The organism is Shewanella sp. NFH-SH190041, assembly GCF_024363255.1.
Lineage (GTDB): Bacteria > Pseudomonadota > Gammaproteobacteria > Enterobacterales > Shewanellaceae > Shewanella.
This window is the reverse complement of sequence record NZ_AP026070.1, coordinates 777,265-795,560: the sequence shown is the minus strand read 5'-3', so window position 1 is coordinate 795,560 and position 18,296 is coordinate 777,265. Positions and strand designations below refer to the sequence as shown.

Annotated in this window: 18 protein-coding genes and 1 tRNA gene; 11 read left to right on the top strand and 8 right to left on the bottom strand. The window is 47.9% G+C overall.

The window, feature by feature from the left end; all coding sequences use genetic code 11:
* Positions 1–163 precede the first annotated feature (163 nt).
* On the top strand, positions 164–772 hold the full coding sequence (locus tag NFHSH190041_RS03570) for a DeoR family transcriptional regulator (protein ID WP_261923939.1): 609 nt from the start codon (positions 164–166) through the stop codon (positions 770–772).
* A 449-nt stretch (positions 773–1,221) separates the two neighbouring features.
* Here NFHSH190041_RS03570 and NFHSH190041_RS03565 read toward each other — a convergent pair.
* Positions 1,222–1,308: transfer RNA gene (locus NFHSH190041_RS03565), tRNA-Leu, on the bottom strand.
* A gap of 280 nt (positions 1,309–1,588) precedes the next feature.
* On the opposite strand from NFHSH190041_RS03565, the gene NFHSH190041_RS03560 reads away from it, so the two are divergent.
* On the top strand, positions 1,589–1,723 hold the full coding sequence (locus NFHSH190041_RS03560; RefSeq protein WP_261923938.1) for a DUF3149 domain-containing protein: 135 nt from the start codon (positions 1,589–1,591) through the stop codon (positions 1,721–1,723).
* Positions 1,724–1,762: 39 nt separating this feature from the next.
* Here the strand turns inward: NFHSH190041_RS03560 and NFHSH190041_RS03555 are convergent, their stop codons facing one another.
* Both NFHSH190041_RS03555 and tcdA read right to left on the bottom strand, forming a co-directional pair.
* A complete protein-coding gene (locus NFHSH190041_RS03555) occupies positions 1,763–2,374 on the bottom strand; it encodes a superinfection exclusion B family protein (RefSeq protein WP_261923937.1) in 612 nt (203 codons plus the stop codon).
* A 464-nt stretch (positions 2,375–2,838) separates the two neighbouring features.
* A complete protein-coding gene (tcdA, locus tag NFHSH190041_RS03550; protein ID WP_261925024.1) occupies positions 2,839–3,672 on the bottom strand; it encodes a tRNA cyclic N6-threonylcarbamoyladenosine(37) synthase TcdA in 834 nt (277 codons plus the stop codon).
* Positions 3,673–4,240: 568 nt separating this feature from the next.
* On the opposite strand from tcdA, the gene NFHSH190041_RS03545 reads away from it, so the two are divergent.
* On the top strand, positions 4,241–5,314 hold the full coding sequence (locus NFHSH190041_RS03545; protein WP_261923936.1) for a porin: 1,074 nt from the start codon (positions 4,241–4,243) through the stop codon (positions 5,312–5,314).
* 157 nt (positions 5,315–5,471) lie between these two features.
* Here the strand turns inward: NFHSH190041_RS03545 and NFHSH190041_RS03540 are convergent, their stop codons facing one another.
* Together NFHSH190041_RS03540 and NFHSH190041_RS03535 are read right to left on the bottom strand one after the other, a co-directional pair.
* The gene (locus tag NFHSH190041_RS03540) at positions 5,472–6,131 is read right to left on the bottom strand and encodes a thiopurine S-methyltransferase (RefSeq protein ID WP_261923935.1); all 660 of its coding nucleotides are present in this window, start codon (positions 6,129–6,131) and stop codon (positions 5,472–5,474) included.
* Between the two features lie 138 nt (positions 6,132–6,269).
* Positions 6,270–6,614 (bottom strand): hypothetical protein, encoded by a 345-nt coding sequence (locus tag NFHSH190041_RS03535; RefSeq protein WP_261923934.1) that lies wholly within the window; start codon positions 6,612–6,614, stop codon positions 6,270–6,272.
* Positions 6,615–6,893: 279 nt separating this feature from the next.
* Here NFHSH190041_RS03535 and NFHSH190041_RS03530 point away from each other — a divergent pair, with 279 nt between their 5' ends.
* Positions 6,894–8,717 carry a protein kinase domain-containing protein gene (locus tag NFHSH190041_RS03530; protein ID WP_261923933.1) on the top strand — a complete coding sequence of 608 codons (1,824 nt, stop codon included), beginning with the start codon at positions 6,894–6,896 and terminating at the stop codon, positions 8,715–8,717.
* Between the two features lie 33 nt (positions 8,718–8,750).
* Here NFHSH190041_RS03530 and NFHSH190041_RS03525 read toward each other — a convergent pair whose 3' ends face one another.
* Positions 8,751–9,179, bottom strand: a complete 429-nt coding sequence (locus NFHSH190041_RS03525; RefSeq protein ID WP_261923932.1) for a PACE efflux transporter — start codon at positions 9,177–9,179, stop codon at positions 8,751–8,753.
* Between the two features lie 382 nt (positions 9,180–9,561).
* Between NFHSH190041_RS03525 and NFHSH190041_RS03520 the strand changes: the two genes are divergently transcribed.
* Positions 9,562–10,446 carry a LysR family transcriptional regulator gene (locus tag NFHSH190041_RS03520; RefSeq protein WP_261923931.1) on the top strand — a complete coding sequence of 295 codons (885 nt, stop codon included), beginning with the start codon at positions 9,562–9,564 and terminating at the stop codon, positions 10,444–10,446.
* 42 nt (positions 10,447–10,488) lie between these two features.
* Here the strand turns inward: NFHSH190041_RS03520 and NFHSH190041_RS03515 are convergent, their stop codons facing one another.
* A complete protein-coding gene (locus tag NFHSH190041_RS03515) occupies positions 10,489–11,049 on the bottom strand; it encodes an FxsA family protein (RefSeq protein ID WP_261923930.1) in 561 nt (186 codons plus the stop codon).
* Positions 11,050–11,265: 216 nt separating this feature from the next.
* Here NFHSH190041_RS03515 and cutA point away from each other — a divergent pair, with 216 nt between their 5' ends.
* The 6 genes from cutA to NFHSH190041_RS03485 all read left to right on the top strand — a co-directional run bounded on the left by cutA (position 11,266) and on the right by NFHSH190041_RS03485 (position 17,621).
* A complete protein-coding gene (gene cutA, locus NFHSH190041_RS03510; RefSeq protein WP_261923929.1) occupies positions 11,266–11,595 on the top strand; it encodes a divalent-cation tolerance protein CutA in 330 nt (109 codons plus the stop codon).
* Entirely contained in the window at positions 11,592–13,442 is a 1,851-nt protein-coding gene (locus NFHSH190041_RS03505; RefSeq protein ID WP_261923928.1) for a protein-disulfide reductase DsbD, read from the top strand. The genes cutA and NFHSH190041_RS03505 overlap by 4 nt, the downstream gene beginning before the upstream one ends.
* A gap of 171 nt (positions 13,443–13,613) precedes the next feature.
* Positions 13,614–15,236, top strand: coding sequence for a cation:proton antiporter family protein (locus NFHSH190041_RS03500; protein WP_261923927.1), 1,623 nt, complete (start codon positions 13,614–13,616; stop codon positions 15,234–15,236).
* A 325-nt stretch (positions 15,237–15,561) separates the two neighbouring features.
* Entirely contained in the window at positions 15,562–16,746 is a 1,185-nt protein-coding gene (locus NFHSH190041_RS03495; RefSeq protein ID WP_261923926.1) for a galactokinase, read from the top strand.
* A gap of 109 nt (positions 16,747–16,855) precedes the next feature.
* A complete protein-coding gene (locus tag NFHSH190041_RS03490) occupies positions 16,856–17,179 on the top strand; it encodes a hypothetical protein (protein ID WP_261923925.1) in 324 nt (107 codons plus the stop codon).
* Positions 17,172–17,621, top strand: a complete 450-nt coding sequence (locus tag NFHSH190041_RS03485; protein ID WP_261923924.1) for a hypothetical protein — start codon at positions 17,172–17,174, stop codon at positions 17,619–17,621. Before NFHSH190041_RS03490 ends, NFHSH190041_RS03485 begins: the two co-directional genes overlap by 8 nt.
* 205 nt (positions 17,622–17,826) lie before the next feature.
* Here NFHSH190041_RS03485 and NFHSH190041_RS03480 read toward each other — a convergent pair whose 3' ends face one another.
* A complete protein-coding gene (locus NFHSH190041_RS03480) occupies positions 17,827–18,225 on the bottom strand; it encodes a hypothetical protein (protein ID WP_261923923.1) in 399 nt (132 codons plus the stop codon).
* Between the last annotated feature and the right edge of the window lie 71 nt (positions 18,226–18,296).

Genomic DNA, 18,296 nt, shown 5'->3' with positions numbered 1-18,296 from the left:
TTTAGTCTGTCACGTTGACGGCGACATTTTCCCCTTTCTACCCGACAGGTTATGTCATGTCGTCCTATGCCAGTAATGTCAGTTCTTTGTGCCCAATCCCTAGCCCCGCACCAAAATTTCAAACCGACACAACCTGACGACATGGGGATTTAACATCATTGGCATGAAAGAACACGACAAACTCGCCTTGAGATTAGCCATCATCCTGACTCGGTTGCTTCGAGGCCAAAAGCTAAAACTGATAGAACTGTGTCAGGAATTTAATGTCTCTGAGCGCACTTTACAGCGGGACTTCAATACCCGTCGGGGCTACCTGCCACTTGAAAGGCAAGGCAATCACTACTGGTTAAGCGCTGACTATCTCCCTAGACCGAGTAACACTTCAGCACAACAAGTTATGAAGCAAATGGGTATGGATAAACTACTGCCAACCACCGAGGTTGAAGGACGGCTTCCTAACTCTGCCCTCTTATTCAAAGCCAGTGAGCAGCAATTAGACCCTGTACTGACCAGAAAGCTGATACAGGCTATCAGTCAGCAACAAGCCCTCATGCTCAACGTAGCCAATGTGATGATGGAAGTAGAGCCCTACAAGCTGGTCTTTGAACAGGCTCAATGGTACTTGGCTGCAAGCTGGCAAAGGAAATTACAGTCAGTGAAAGCAGGTCAGACACAGGGGATTGAAACAGCGGCCGCCCGACTCGTTTACGCCTATTTTGAGTCCAAAGTTTTTCTCATCAGTCCGGAGCTGTACCGGAAAGCGACAAAGTAGAAAGAATGTTAATGCTGGCTTTCTAAAGGAAGAATTTACGAACGCGACTAGAGCCAACGAATAATGCACTGAGAATTTCGTCAGAAAAAGGACAGGATATTGACCGGAATCAGTTATAGACAGGACGAACTAAAGAGCTTCGCTGAATTTCGGATACAAAAAAATCAGCTCTAGGCTGATTTTTAAGTTCAGTATCAGAGTTCAGACTCCAGCCGTCATGCTTTTAAACGCGGGCTGATGTTATGAATAGGAATCCCTTGGATTCAATAATCCTAAACTCCAGATACAAAAAAATCAGCGCTAGGCTGATTGTTAAGTTCGGTACCAGAGGTCGGACTCCAGCCGTCATGCTTTTAAACGCGGGCCGATGTTATGAACAGGAATCCCTTGGATTCAATAATCCTAAACTCCAGATACAAAAAAATCAGCTCTAGGCTGATTTTTAAGTTTGGTACCAGAGGTCGGACTCGAACCGACACGCTTTTAAGGGCGGGGGATTTTGAATCCCCTGTGTCTACCAATTTCACCACTCTGGCATTATATTGTTTCTTAAAGAAGCTGTCCCCTTCAAGATGTGGTGAATTATACATGGCCAATGTGCTTTGACAAGCCCTGTTTGCAGACTTTCTGCCTAATCACAATCGTTTGCACATTTTTAGAACCGAATCTGTTGAAATTGTATTCGCCACCCTAAAAATCACCAAACCATCCAAATGTATGAGTTTACTTTTTAACCTACTTCACTTGATTTAGATCAGGTTTGCTTGATTAACGCTTTCCTAAACTGATAAAGAATCAACAAAAGGAGGCATATAGATGGCATTTTGGCTGGAACTATTATTTGGTAACCCTATTGGATTGATGTCTATGACGGTCATTTTTACCACCTTAGCCATTATTAGTTATTTGGGATGGATGTTTATCAAAAAGTCCGCCCCACAAAATCAATAATGGCTAAGTTCACAATCGCTACCAAACCATGCGCCACATTTAGGCAGCATGTTTACGGCTTGGCATCAAATTACTGATAAATGCCGGGCGAGTTTTAATCAGTGCCCGCATTTCCTCCGCGCTTGGCTGCCCAGGCGGTAATCCCAACACCTGACGATTGAGGTGACCACGAGCCTTAAGGCTGATTTTATAATCAGCCCCGATGCCATGCACATGCAGGGGTTGTTCATTCCCGAGACATTCTATAATGCCTGACTGCAATAAGCTCTGCACTGCTGGCTCTTGTTGTGGCAGAGTCACTATCGTTGCCCCCTGTAAAAAAAATTCCCGCAACAATGCACGCTCGGAGAGATCCAACAAACTCACTTTCAGTTCAATATGCTCCTCTATCCGTTTATTGCTCAAATAACGTATGGCTTCATCCAACAAAATATTGATCACTTTGGCCGCAAAGTAAGTCAGCCCGACTAACATGCCTAAACCAATAAAATGATTATACTGATTAACCCAATTGCCGATCCCTAACAGACTGAGTAGCGACTCAGGTAACGTCAGTAATGCCACAGTAACTGTTACCAGCCACAACATGCTGTTAAATGCCAATTTGCCGGTATCCATATCGGGTAAGCCCGCGAATTTCATTTTCAACATCGTCATCTCCACCATTTCAATAAATCAAACTCAGGTGGAACAAATAGAGCAAAAAGCGCGCCAGCAGAAAGTCCAAACCAATATGCCGATAGTGACTCGCTAATATCAACCACGACACCAGCAATAAGTCACTTATATTAAAAGAGTATTCATCAGCTAAATACTGACCGCTTTACATTCATACAGCAGCTTACGATTTGGTATCGCCCTATCTTTCAGGCAATTTTTTGACAGCTAAAAAGCCAAGCCCGGCAAAAGCTGTCACGCTCCATCCCATGCAAATCAGTAAAAGGGCAAGTGCTTATCGAAAGGGGGGCTGGAAATAAACCAGTCAGTGAAAACTAACGTCAGGAAAAGAACAAAGAAAAAATTGCTCGTTGCTCACAATAAAGCCAACGAGATAATAGTGTCACACTGCTATGAGCTCAAACGGTCAATAGCAGTGTGCTTAAGTCTCAATCGCGTTAAATCGATGTTGTTCGATTAGCCTGCAACTCATCAGTTGTAAGTGCAGCAAGTTTTTTCAGCACTCGGCTAACCGCGACAAAGGCAAATGTGCCGGTTACAACCGTCACAGCACCAAAACCAGAAGCACAATCCATCCGCATCGTACCACCCGCTTCTGGTTTTGCCGCGCAAACCTCACCATCGGCGGCAGGGTAGGTTAATTGTTCGGTAGAAAAGACCGCATCGACAGAAAATCGACGCTGCACATTTTTAGAAAAATGGTATTCCCGCCGCAGCAAGTTACGCACTTTTGCCAATAAAGGATCCTGATAGGTTTTAGCCAAATCGGTTATATTGACTTGGGTTGGATCTGTCTGACCACCAGCGCCGCCAATGGTGACAATGCGAATTTTATGTCGACGACACCAAGCAATCAGCGCCGCCTTAGGCTTAACCGCATCAATACAATCAATGACATAATCCAAACTCCCTCCCGCTTTGGGTGGTACAAAGTACTGGGCCAAATTATCTGGGGTAATAAAATCTTCAATCTGCTCCACTTGGCAGTCCGGATTAATCGCCATAATACGCTCAGCCATCACCTCAACTTTGGATTGCCCAACAGTACTTCGCAGCGCATGAATTTGCCGGTTGGTATTGGTAACACAGATATCGTCTAAATCGATCAGGGTAATTCGTCCAACACCACTACGAGCTAACGCTTCAGCCGCCCAAGTGCCAACACCGCCTATTCCCACCACAGCGACATGGGCCTGATGAAAATTATGCAATCCTTGGCGGCCATACAAACGCGCAATACCACCAAACCGATTCTGATATCCCTCAGACATCATACTCTTAACCCCAATTCTGTCGCTAATACCGGCCGACTGAACACCCGGCCCCAAATATAAGCCGGGCATTCTACCCTAAAGTACTGTCACGGGCAGCAAGTCACGTTTAATCGTCCATAGCTGATGAACAATTTCTCTGTCGATGCTCCACAAACAGCCACAGGTGTAAACAGTTACATTCTGCACAATCACAGTAAAAGTGTGTGTATTTTTTATCCAAACAGACACAGATGTTGCGCTGTACATTTGTTAGTCGCAACTACATTTGGGCAACCTACATTTCAAATATATTTGTTATCAAGATTTTTAACCTAATGATTAAAAAGAATTTAAGTATTTTATTTATTTCGCTCAAATGCCCGTAATTTCAGCGTAAAACGGACGATTTAGCCGCAACAACACCGTGATCTAGGTAGCATGATTAATCCATAAAACTATGAAGTACCACACAATCTTCTGTATTTAAACCTGTGAGAATTGACGCCGGAATTGTTACAGACAGGATGTCTGCAGCACAGCTGAATACAAATTCAAATCAAATGGAAGTTTTAGGGAGCAAAAACGAATGAAAAAGACTTTTATCTCTGCCTCAATCGCATCTGTACTGGCAATGGCCTCAGCGTCTGCTCTGGCTGCCGGCCCTGATTTTTACGGCCGTTTGGATCTGGCCGTCACCAATGCCAGCAATGGTGCAACCCTGCAGGGAACAACCAGTAACATCGATATGCAAAACGGCGGAACCTATTTTGAAAATAACTTCTCCTACCTAGGGGTAAAAGGGTCTGAGAATATCGCAGCGGGTTTTGATGTTATTTACCAAATGGAGTTCGGGGTTGAAAATACCGGTGTTGACGGTGCCAAAAAGCCATTTACAAGCCGTAATACTTTCTTAGGTCTGAAAACCCAGGCCGGTACTGTATTAGTTGGCCGTAATGATACTGTATTTAAACAAGCTGAAGGCGGTGTGGATATTTTTGGCAACACCAATGCTGATATCGACCGTTTAGTTGCTGCACAAACCCGCTCTGCAGATGGTATCTGGTACTACTCTCCTAAGTTAGGCGATCTGGTCACAGTAAATGCCACCTATCTGGTGGAAGACAATCAGGATAATCGTCAACACGCAAACGGCGCTCCAGACAGCAGCGCAATGTATGCCATCAGCGCTACCGCGGGTGACAAAAAACTGAAAGCCCAAAACTTCTATGCTGCAGTAGCTTACAATACCGGTATTAGTGGCATTGAAGCCTACCGTGCCGTTGGTCAGGTAAAACTGGCTGACTTCAAACTTGGCGGCCTGTACCAGCATTCAAAATCTCAATCCATGAATGACGTTAAAGGCGACAGCTACTTTGTCAACGTGGTTTATAACCTCAACGGTGTTAACCTGAAAGCTGAGTATGGCTATGACGATTCAGGTTTAGGCGCTTATGCTGCGAAACTGATCAAAAATAATCTGGCCGCAGAAAAAGATTTCAAAGTTAACCAATATACCTTGGGTGCCGATTACCGTTTGGCAAAATCTACCCTGATTTATGGCCACTACGCACTGTATGAAGGCAGCTACCATAATGGTGCCAATAAAGTTGATCTGAAAGATGACAATGTCTTCACCGTTGGTGTTCGTTACGACTTCTAATCTACCCCGCAGCTCTGTTAGCGCTTGGCTAGCAAAGTGACAGGTGAGATAACAACAAAGGCGCCATCAGGCGCCTTTGTTTTATCATGCTGTGCCGGCCTGGAAGTCATCTCCACCAAAAATACACGCCTTTTGACGCGAGTATTCATGGCCCAAACTAGCGCCTAACTAACAGATAAGCAGATTCGGTTAACCAAGGCACCTGTCTTTTCACAAATCTGGGGTTAGCGGCCAGCACATCGTCACAACTGAGCTGTGTTATCTCAAAGCCATCGCACAAATGCTGCTGCAACCAAGCATCACTGACAGCAAAAGGCGGCCCTTGTAAACTGTCTTGAGGATAGTCCAGTGTAATCAATAACCCACGGGCTCCGGCGGGCACCATCTCCATCAGCTTACGCACATAACGCTGGCGCATCTGTTCAGGCCAAGCGATCAATGCCGCCCGATCGTAAAACAGTGAACACATCGCAGTTTTATCACTATCGAGTATGAACATATCGCCCTGATACAGGGAGATACTTTCAGCCTGATAGCAGCGCAAGCCGGTCGTCATCTCGGCCATATGAAAAGGTAATTGCTGCTCTTGGAAAAACTGCTCCACCGCCAATTGGCTCAACTCACACCCGATGACATTGTGTCCCAAGCTGGCCAAGTAGGACATATCGACACTTTTGCCGCACAAAGGCACGAACACAGGGGCACGACTTGATTGGCAAACTTGCTGCCAGTAACGTGTAAGCAGCGGATTAATCTCAGGTAAATGAAAGCCAATTTGACTGGATTGCCACTTTTGATGCCAGAATGTCGCGTCCATATTGCCCCCTATCACGGAAAATAAAAAAGCATGCCTGTTACCGCATGCTTTTTAAATTGCCACCTTAATCTTTTGTGTGATCCATTTCAAATTACACCAACCAAAAGATGTGAATCAGTTGGCAAATCATCATGTTAATCAATTGTCACCAAGAACTGCCTGTACTTTGCGCAGCCAGACACAATTTTCACACTGACACTGTCGGCGGGACAGATGATACGGGGTCAAACTGGAGTCAATAAAGTCCACTGCAATCAATAATTGCTGCTTTAACTCCTCAACAGATTTATCGGCCAATGACACCAATTCATCGTTGTGGTTCATCCAGACACATTCCATCCCCTGATGACAAAATAGACACTGCTCATCTGTGGGATTGTAAAAACCAGCATGGGGACAGTGACGTAATTCCATCGACTGTACCACGCGTTTACGGGCAAATTCATATAACTCTATTAACTGTGCTTTATCCGGGGCAGTCATAAGCCCTCCTGTCCGGGATCCAATTCTGTCTATCGCGTTATTATTTCACAATCAAGATTACCCAGAGCTAACTTGAACAAACTTGATTTACATCAAATGGTTTGCCGAATTCCACAGTACAGACACTGCTGCTGATATTTGCACCAAGCACCTAACTTTTGTTTAAATATTAACCGCAAACTTGGTGTATTTTACCCCAACCCGGCATAGGTATCTGTGACCATCACAGCGGGTTACCACCACCAAAGGTCATAAACGCGTCCCAAAGAGGTGGCTTGAGTGTCAACCCTATCCCAACAGCAGTTTTATATTGCCGAAGAGCAGTCCATTTACCTGCTCAAGGCCAATGATGCCCGCAAACACCGGGCTTGGCTGCGATTATGCCGACAACAGTTAGGGAAGCTTGGCTACCATTCAGTCACGCTGATCGGAAAAGGCGCTTATGGCTTTGTCTTTGCAGGGCACAACCGCAACGGACAAGAACACGTATTTAAATTCTGTCGGCTGACCTTACCACACCATATTCAGGACCGGCTGGCAGAAGAAGCTCATATTCTATCGCTGATCAATCATCCCCATATTCCGGCGTTAATCCGTTTTGAACAATTGGGCCGTCAGGGCATTATGGTGATGCAACGTGCCGTCGGAGAAGATCTGGCTCAATATTGCCGCCGACATGGCCCGTTATCACCCGGGAAAATCATGACCATAGCTCGGCAACTGGCAGATATTCTGGACTATCTTCGCAAAGGGACACCTCTGGTACACGGTGATATCAAACCCTCTAATCTGGTGTGGGACAACAGCAATCAGCATCTGTCATTGATAGACTGGGGGTCAGCCGTCTTCGCCCAGCGTGATGAACGCGGGCAAGCCGTAGCCGGTAACATCATGAACTTACTCAGCAGTGAGCAACACACCAGCAATGCCCGATTAGGCGATGTGTATTTTATTGGTGATGAGCAATTAAATGGCGCACTGTCCAATCCCAGATTTGATGAACAAGGCGTAGCAGGCACACTGTATGCTTTGGCCGCCGGCTTACCCAGCCGCTTTGGCAGTGAAGTCATCACCCCAGCCAGCTTGGGGCTACCAAGGGAACTGGCCGACATCCTTAGTGGTATGCTCAGTCATGACGCCAAACTCAGGCATCGCGCTGGGGATTACTTTATCCGTGCCATGACCCGCACAGCAAAACTCCTGTTACCACCGCTGCCAGCGCCGCCGAGTCAGAGCCCTGTCCCGCTCTGGCGGCTGCATTCGCCAACAGCAATTGATACCGTCAGCTACAGCTCGCGCACCTCATTTTTGCGAGATAATTCGGCCATTACACCCTGCGCACCACAGCAAGATGAATTGCCCGTCGGCCACTATTATCGCAATATGCTGGCCGGGATGGCCGATACCGAAAAAGGATTTATCACCGCCATCAGTCAATTAGGTCGTTATCCCATTCTAGGCGGATTAGTTATTCACTGGCAGGCAGGGGAGATTTTGGTGGACTCCAATCTGGCGCTGCATGATGACAGTATGCTGCATCCCGTTAACCGACTGCTGAGCAATATCATTAACCTGGCCAGAGGCATCGGCAAACAGGGGACGTTTAAAGCCTGTTTTTTCAATGCCCGCGACACCTTACATATTAGCCGCAGCCATGAACAACAACCTTTCACTGCCGCAGCCAGTCAGCAGTTACCATTTCGACTCAGCCACGGCCCCGTGCCGGATGACAGCGCCAAATTACACTCTTATTTTGAAGACGGACAAGATCCGGATGAAAACTTAGTTTTGCCCCCCGCAATTATGGCGGAGTTAGCCATCCTCAATCGCATACATCATACCGGCTGCATTATTTTTGAAGTGCTGCCAACCCATATGAAAATTCACAGTGACTTTACCCTGCTCAATCCCAGACGCCAGGCCGCTTTTCGTGCCAGCCTGGATCGCATTTTGGCTCATTTAGCCGATATCCAAGGATACGGCGTAGCCGGTTATATGAAACTGCCCTATAAAAATACTCGCAGCTTCAGCCCATTAACCCAATTACCAAACCATTATTATCCTAAAGATCCCCGCTCGATATCAGAGCAGGGATTGGTCTAAGCCACAGGACAGCAACACTGCGGCTTAGCATGATTAAACCGGCCGGTTTAAGCTGTAATGCACAAAATGCAAACGGACATTGTCGTATATCCAATTGAAAAAGAAGGTGTATACCGTAACAAATAAGGTCACCCCAATATCCATCACCAATGCCTGCCACAAACTCACTGACAGGATCCAGGCAATCACTGGCGTGGTAATAAATAGCAGTCCCCCCTCAAACAGCAGGGTATGCATAATACGCATCAAAACCCCGCGTTGCTCCCTCGGGGCGGTAAACCACATATCAAACACACGGTTAAACACTAAATTCCACACTGTTGCTATGGTACACACGGCCACCATGGTGCCTGACAGCTCACCCGCGCCATGATTGGTAAAAACGCTTAATCCAATCACTGAAAAAATAATCACCAAGATTTCAAATAACAGTGCATGAAAACAACGCTCTTTAAAGCTCATTCTCCCATCCATCCTTCATTATCAGATCCAACTTACGGAAATCTGATTATCGGTACGGTAAAAAGAAAGCCAAGTTAGCTACTATCACAAAGCGTGATACCTGGGGTCTGTTGACGTTTCGTGATTAAATTTTGTTCGAGATAAAAGCGTTTTAATCGCGGCGAGTGGTTTGTCGCCTAGTTATTCTAAGCAAGAACCGCTCAACAAAGCGTAAAACGCTTTTAGCCGAACCCTGCGGGCAGCGTTTGAGGCGCCTTTCTACTGCGTTATCGGCTTATCAGGTAGTACAACTACCTATCAGAGCCCCTGCCTGGTATAAAGCCCCTCAAATCGCTGCAAAAACAAACTTGAAAGGTCCACAGCCCCTAGAGATTCTTGTTTTATGTACAGTTTTGAACAGCTAAGTTTATTTTTGGCCGTATGCGACTGCGGTAGTTTTTCCGCTGCGGCGCGGAAATTTAAACGCGCGCAATCCGGTGTGAGTCAAGCCATTGCTAATTTGGAAATCGCACTGGATCAAACCTTATTTGACCGTAGTGGTAATACCCCGGTATTAACCGAGGCTGGACAAGCACTCGCGCCCATCGCCCGAGCATTACTGGAACAAAAACAATTTTTTGATCAGAAAGTCAGCGCCCTCGAAGCGCAGCAGGAAAACGAGCTCACCATCATCATTGATGAAAGCTTGGCAGATGCCGGTGTACTGGAGATCATCGCGCAATTGATTGAGCACTACCCCACCACCCACTTTAATATTCAACTACTATCCAGTTTTGATGCTGAAACCCAGCTGGTAGAGGCTAAGGCGCAACTGGCCATTGTGTATCAAACCGGAGAAATGAAAACTTCGGTGGATTTTCTCAACCTAGGCCATATTAAATTTATTACCGTCTGCGCCCCATTTCACCCCTTGGCCGCCCTCCCTAAGGTCAAGGCCACAGACTTAACAGCCCAACGGCAACTGGTGCACCAAAGCATGAGCGAAGAGCAGCTGTGGTTCAGTGATGCCATTACCCCCAAAGTGACCTATGCCAACAGTCATCAGTTATTGATCAATCTGGCACAAAAAGGGCTGGGGTGGACGTTAGTTCCAGAAGCCATGGTCAACCGACAATTGCAAGATAGCACCTTAGTGCGCCTCCCCATCGCCCATGAGCCTAATGGCTGGATCACCGCAGTTGGCGCCCTGATATCCCGCCAGCGGCAACCCGGTCCGATCACCGCCCAACTAATACAGGCACTGGTTGCACACTTTGCTCACCCCTAATAAAACAGGCCGCATATGCGGCCTGTTTTATATCAGCAACATTTACTGCTGGGAGTCAGGATCTTTAGGGTTACGGCCCTGAGACAACCCTCTATCGTCATCCTGCTTGCGCTCAAAATCACCATCAAAGGTATTGCCGCTGTGATTATCCCGAGCCGAATCAAATGGATTCTGCCTAGACTGCTGCCCAAACCCACCAAAGCCCTGACCGCCGAAACCTGCGCTAAAACCACCTTGTTTACTGACTTTAATCTGGGCACGCTTGAGCAGATAACGGGCAATCGGCCCCCGAGTCAGCGGAGTTAACAACAACAGGCCAATAAAGTCAGTGACAAATCCCGGGATCACCAACAGCACACCTGCCGCGGCCAGCATCATGCCTTCAATCACTTCCTGTCCTGGAGATTCGCCCCGAGCCAATTTTTCTCGGGCCTGCATCAAGGTACTGAGCCCTTGACTACGCACCAGCGATGCCCCCACCAGCGCGGTAAATAAACACAGTGCCACCGTGGTCCAGGCACCCAGAATATCGCCAACCCTGATCAACACCGACAGCTCCACAACGGGAACCAAAATAAATATCAGGAATAAAATCGGAAACATGCAGACCTCATCAATTGTTAATGCAGGGAATAGCGTTTTTTCATCTGTTGAAAACTAAATGGGGTTTCCCTTGTCTATTTTCAAGTCAGTCCGAGGTTTTCCCTCGGCATTGAACTGACTCACTGTTTTTGCCCCCTGCTAATGCAAGTAACTGCTAAAACACGTACAGTTACCAGCTTACCGCTCAAGGCTTAAACCACAGTTAAGGAATATGTGATGCAATACTCGAGCGAATACTTAGTGGTATTCACCAGTTGCCCGACTCAAACCTGTGCAACTGAGCTGGCCCGGGCCCTGCTGACACAGCATTTGGCCGCCTGTGTTCAGATTTCCGCCCCAGTCACTTCGCTGTATCACTGGGATGGTGAAATCTGTGAAGAACAGGAAATCAGCTTACAGATTAAATGTCTGGCAAGCTGTTATGATGCGCTGGCCCAGCAATTGCAGGAATTGCACCCTTATAAGGTGCCGGAAATTATCGCCGTCCCTGTCACTGCCGGTCTTCCCGCTTACTTAGATTGGATAAAAGAACACAGCCAACCATGAAAAAACTATTTGCATTACTGCTTACCGGATGGGTGATGCTGGCGCCACTCGCGCACAGTGAAGGCATCTTTGACAGCAAAAAATTCAGCTTTTTAAATGAAGAGCCGGAATTAATGCCGGTGGATAAAGCCTTTGCCTTCGATTTTCAGCAGCAAGGTAATCAGCTAAAGGTCAATTTCGTCATTGCCGACGGTTACTACATGTACCGAGACAAGCTGAAAATCCGCGCCGATGGCGCCACACTGGCCGAATTTACCCTGCCCAAAGGCAAACTGCACCACGATGATTATTTTGGCGATCAAGAGGTGTATTACAGCTATGTAGATATTCCACTGGCCGTAAAGCAGGCCGGCGATCATGCCAAACTGTCGGTCACCTTTATGGGATGTGCTGAAGGTAAGCTATGTTTTCCTCCTACCACTCGCACCGCCGATATTCAGCCGGTCGCTGCCAATGACGGCACGGTCACAACCACAAAGCCTGCCAATACCGAACACACATCCCTGTTTGAAACGGCCGCCCAGCAAAGCAATACCGGAGCAAAAGCCCCGGCAGTCGTCAGTGAGCAAGATAGCTTAAGCAGTATGCTCAACCAGGATAATCTGGCTCTAACACTACTGATCTTCTTTGGTTTGGGGATTGGGTTGGCACTGACGCCCTGCGTCTTCCCCATGTACCCTATTTTGTCAGGCATTATTGTCGGGCAGAAGCAAAAGCTCTCCACCGCCAAGGCCTTTACGCTGTCCATGGCCTATGTACAGGGGATGGCGATTACCTATTCCGTGCTGGGGCTGATTGTGGCCTCTGCCGGAATGAAATATCAGGCAGCCCTGCAACATCCGGCAGTACTGATTGGCCTTGCGATACTGTTTGTGCTGCTCAGTATGTCTATGTTTGGTTTATATGAGCTGCGCCTGCCATCCCGCTGGCAGGAAAAGATGAATAACGTTTCCAACAACCAACGCGGCGGCAGCCTAACCGGTGTGTTTGTGATGGGGGTTATCTCAGGTCTAGTGGCCTCCCCCTGCACCACAGCGCCACTTTCCGGGGTACTGATTTATGTCGCGCAAAGCGGCAATCTGTTGCTGGGCTTTTTAACCCTGTATGTGCTGGCAATGGGCATGGGGCTGCCATTACTGCTACTGGGTACCTCGGGCGGAAAACTGCTGCCTCGCGCCGGGCGTTGGATGGAAGTGATCAAAACGATTTTTGGCTTCCTGCTATTGGCCGTGTCGGTAATTATGATTGGCCGCATCTGGCCGGGCATAGTGTCTGATCTGCTCTGGTCTGTATGGGGCATCGCCTTTACCGGTTATCTGATGCACCAAAATAAACTGACAGAGTTTACTTGGAAACAGACAGTACGCTCCGTGCTGCTGACCTTGACGCTACTGGCCAGCTTCTCTTACGGCTTCCAGTCAGTAATGCATAAACTGGGCTTTAATCAAAATACCGCTGTCAGTCAGGACGTTGCAACCGGTCACCACTTTATCAAGGTGAAATCGCTGGCCGATCTGAATGCTGAGTTGGCAAAAGCGAAAGCCCAAGGTAAGCCTGTATTACTGGATCTGTATGCCGACTGGTGCGTAGCCTGTAAAGAGTTTGAAAAAATTACCTTTAAAGACGCTGAAGTCAAACAACGCTTTGCCAAAATGGTCTTGCTCAAGGCGGATGTCACTAAAAATGATGCCACAGATGTGGCCTTGCTGGAGCATTTCCATGTACTGGGACTGCCGACGCTGCTGATGTTCGATGCTAACGGGCAACAGCAGAAACAACTGACGGTTACCGGCTTTATGGGACCGAAAGACTTTGCCGCCCATTTGGACAACCTGCTGCAACACTAAGTTGACAGGATAGTCTGTGTTAAGCCGCCGCTCACCTCGGCGGCTTTTTCATGCCAGAACACTGGATGTAAAAAAAGCTGCTCTTCTGGCACAAACTATTTCAATATTCCGTACTGCAACACACTCTTTTTCTTATACAATGGCCCCAGTTCGACTGCTTCAAGGATGGCCATGGAACCTGCAATTCTTATCACAACCCTCGCCTGCGGCCTATTGGTCAGCCGGGTCGGCCTGCCGCCCCTCATCGGCTACCTTATTGCCGGGTTTGTCCTCTTTCTATTCGGCATTAATGAAGCCAGCCTGCCACTGCTGGAGCAATTAGCCAATCTCGGCGTAACCTTGCTGTTGTTTGCTATCGGCTTAAAGCTCGACCTTCGCAGTCTGTTTAAAGCTGAGGTGTGGGCGGGAGCCAGTATGCACCTGGCCAGTTCCATGTTGTTTTTTATCCCGCTATTGAAATTATTGGGACTGGCCGGACTGAGCCAACTTATCGATTTAAACTGGACTCAGCTAGGATTGCTGGCTTTTGCACTGGGTTTTTCCAGTACCGTTTTTGCAGTTAAGGTGCTGGAAGATAAAGGCGATATGCAGACGCTGTATGGCCGCATCGCTATCGGCATTCTGATCATGCAAGATATTTTTGCCGTGGTGTTTCTTACCCTATCCAAGGGGCAGTGGCCCAGTGTCTGGGCATTAGGGCTTTTATTGCTCCCCTTGGCACGACCACTATTTTACCGGGCTTTTGACCGAGTCGGCCACGGAGAATTACTGGTGCTGTTTGGCTTGGTCATGGCGCTGGTCGTCGGGGCCGGCTTGTTTGAGGCTGTCGGATTAAAACCGGATCTCGGCGCACTCATCGTCGGTATTCTGCTGGCGGGGCACGCCAAAGCCAACGAGCTGGCAAAGTCACTGTTTTACTTCAAAGAGCTTTTCTTAGTCGCCTTTTTCCTGACGATAGGACTCAATGGCTTACCCTCTTGGGGGGATATGGCGCTGGCCGGTATTCTGGTTGCCGTCATTCCATTAAAGATCGCGCTATTTTTCTACCTGCTGACCCGCTTTAAACTTAGATCCCGCACCGCCATGCAGGCCTCGTTCAGCCTGGGGAATTACAGCGAATTTGGTTTGATTGTTGCTGCAGTTGCAGCCCATCAAGGGTGGTTACCGGCACATTGGCTGGTGATTATCGCCGTCGCCTTAAGTATCAGTTTTCTGCTGTCAGCGCCGCTCAATGCGACGGTCAGTAGTCTGTATCAACGCTACAATACCCGACTGCGGCAAATGGAGCGCTATCCGCTGCATCCGGAAGACAGAGCCATTGCCATTGGTAACCCTCGATTTTTAATTATCGGTATGGGCCGTATCGGTGCCGGAGCCTATGATGAGCTCATCGCCAAATTCGGCAGTGAAGTGCTAGGCATTGAACACAAACAGGAATTGGTAGAGCAACATAAAAATTACGGCCGCAATGTAGTTCAGGGCGATGCTGCTGATATCGATTTTTGGGAAAAGCTCGACAGTGCTGATGAACTGGAATTAGTGCTGCTGGCGATGCCCCACCATGGCGGTAACCTGTTCGCCGTGGAGCAACTGCGTAAGCGAGATTATCAAGGCAAAATCAGTGCTATAGTCCAGTATGCTGACGATGCTCAGTCCCTGCGTGATGCCGGAGTGCACAGTATCTATAACCTGTATGAAGCCGCAGGGGCCGGTTTTGTCGACCATGTCACTGCCGAGCTGCTGTATTTCAACCAACAAGATAAAGCGTCACAAACTGTTAAATCAGCTAGCTGATTTTAGACGATTACGCCCGATATTCACCGGGGTTCTCCCCGGTGAAATGCAAATATTTTAACAATTTAGCGCCTAGATTAAGCCGCTAAACTTATCCCAGCACGCATTCCAGCACGCCCCATACACCGGCCACTGCCAGCTTATTGAGCATTCAGCATGTTCTCCCGGCTAACTGCCCTCATTGGCTGAAAAACTTAGTTACACATTTTTCAACGCCGTGATATAACAAAAGCAACCGAAAGCACTAACACCGCCTTAATGAGCAGTTATTTTTGCTACCCGGTAATCAATAACCCAGTTTAATAGCGCAGTGGATTGTCTTTGTATGAACAGCGTCACCGATACCGTCACCCGATTATTCCAACAGGCCTTTTCCGCCGAACCCAGCGCCTTGTATCAATCTCCTGGGCGGGTCAACCTTATCGGTGATTACAGTGACTGCCATGATGGCCTGACATTATGCTGTGCGGTGGACTACCACACCGTCTTTGCTGTCAAACCAAGGCAAGATGGTCAGTTCCGGGTTGCCTTTCACCCCTCTGCCATTAAAGGACAGGGCATTCACGCCGGGCAAGTCTACCAATGGCGCGCAGGCGAAGAAGGGGCGCCAGAGCCAGACAGTGACAGCCTCAATAACCTAAAAGGTATCACCCGGATTATGACATTATCCGGACTGCAGCTGGGGGGACTGGACATGGCCGTGGCCAGCAGTATTCCAGCCAATACCGCCATGGGAACCAATGCCGCGCTACAAACTGCATTTGGCACAGCATTAAATCTCTGTATTGATCAGCCACTGTCCCCATTAGCGATTGCGCAACTGGCCCAGCGGGCTGAGCAACTTTATTTAAAACATACTTGTGGTGCCCTAAGTCAGATGAGTTGTGTGCTGGCTCAGCGTGATAACCTGTTAATGATCGATAGCTTAGATCTGGACTGCCAACCTATTCCCCTGCCCGAAAATATGGCATTTCTGATCATCAAACCCGCCGCCGTCATTGCCAAAACTGAAGCCAGACGTCTCGCGCGGCAACAGCATTGCAGTACCATGAATGCCTTTTTCCACCTCGATTCACTGCGCAATCTCAGTTTGGAGCAACTTGATAATGCCCGTAGTGCCTTAAGTGAGGAAGATGGTATTGATGATCGCGCCTTTAGGCAGGTGCGGCATCTGTTATCGGAAAATCAACGGGCTCATCGTATGGTTTCGGCACTGCGCCACCGCAATATGTCCCTGCTTAATGCGCTAATGAGTGCTTCACATCGCTCTTTAGTCGATGACTATGGGGTAGATAATCCCCGCGCCAATGAAATCTGCCAACAGATCCAACAATCCGCCGGCCAACAGGGGGCGGTACGTATGACAGCAGATCAGATTATTCTCGCACTGCTGCCACAAACACTGGCTGACAGCCTGAGTACTGATATCCATCGTCGCTTCCCCGAAGCGGATATCTATGTGTGTCATGCCGCGGATGCCGCCGGCCAAATCAAACTGGCAGCAATATAACCCAAAGGGGGTGGATATTTATCACCCAGTATTAGACCTGCATCACTGCTGAAAAAGCGCCCGCAGAATAGAATATTTCTAAACTATTCAAAGCAATAAGGATTTTCTCATGGTACGTTTCAACGTACTGGAGCCTTGGCATGATCCCCGAGGCGGGCGCATTGAACGTTTACAGATAGATAACGGCATTCTGGCACTGGAAGTACTGAGCCTCGGAGGTATTATCCGGGCACTTTGGGCTCCGGATCCCGCCGGTGAGCGACGAAACCTTATCCTGGGGTGTAACAGCGCCGAAGATTATCTCACGCTACCAACCGCCCTTGGAGCCGTGATCGCCAATAATCCCTTGCATCGACATCACTGGCAACTCGGCGCATTATCCGACGGCGCTAGAGTGAGTTTGACTACCGATGAGGGCATGATCCATGCTTGACTACCGCTTAGCTGGCAACAACCTGTATTTGGAAGTAACCTGCCAAGGTATTACACTTCAACGCCACAATATGCTGGTCAATCTCAATGGCACTCAACCCAGTGCGTCTCTAGCAGACCATCACCTGCAAATTAATCAGCAGGGAACACTCACCGATTACCCGCTCAATGATGCCCTGCTGGCACCAGAGCCCCAAACAGATATGCAACTACAACACCAAGCAACCCTGTATGCCACACAGAGCAAGCGGGCATTAGTCGTCTACAGTAACTGCCCTCAGCTGCGCCTCAATCGCGCCGCAGAATTAGAAGGTCAGGCAACTCACCGTTGCCGCGATTTTAGTCGCGATATCGCTTTTGGCTTGCAACCTCAATTTGCCGAGCAACCCGAGCAGCACACGCCACTGACCCAGCTAATCCGCTATCAATTTGACAATTTATAGCCATATTCACAGCGCAGAGACATAATAACTTGAGCATAGAGAAAGTCCCTGTTCAAGTTGATTGACATAATAAGACAGTTCGCCAAGCGCTTATTTACTTTTTAACCGCTCAACGCATTACTCACTTATTTACTGCCAAGCAATACACTGCGCAGAAATAAAAACGGCAGCCATCGTCGGCTGCCGTTTTTATTAATTCATCTGATTACTCATCATCGTAATCATCATCAGACCAATCATCATCATCGTAATCATTGTCATAGCCATCTTCGGTTTCCAATTCCACCTTAGGCTTTTTCACTACCGGCACATTGTCCTCTAGCTCATTGACATTCATACGTTTACCCAAAAAATCTGCCCGAGCCATCTTCCAGGCCACGCCGAACTTGGTTTCAGCAGCTTTAATTGCCGCTTCATCCAATTCATATAAGTTGGGTTTTACAATCTCCTCTACATATTCCACGATAGCATTGCGATCAGTGTTATAGAGAAAAATCCGTCCTACGGAGGCGTCAGGTAGCTGATTATCATGAATGACAACGGTATTACCGCGGGAGGTTCTCAGCTCACCGAACCAAATTTGTTTTTTTGACGTGTTATACATATATGCCAACACCTATAAATCAACACATATAACTGAAACGATTGAAATAGCTGGAACGCTATCTGCTATTT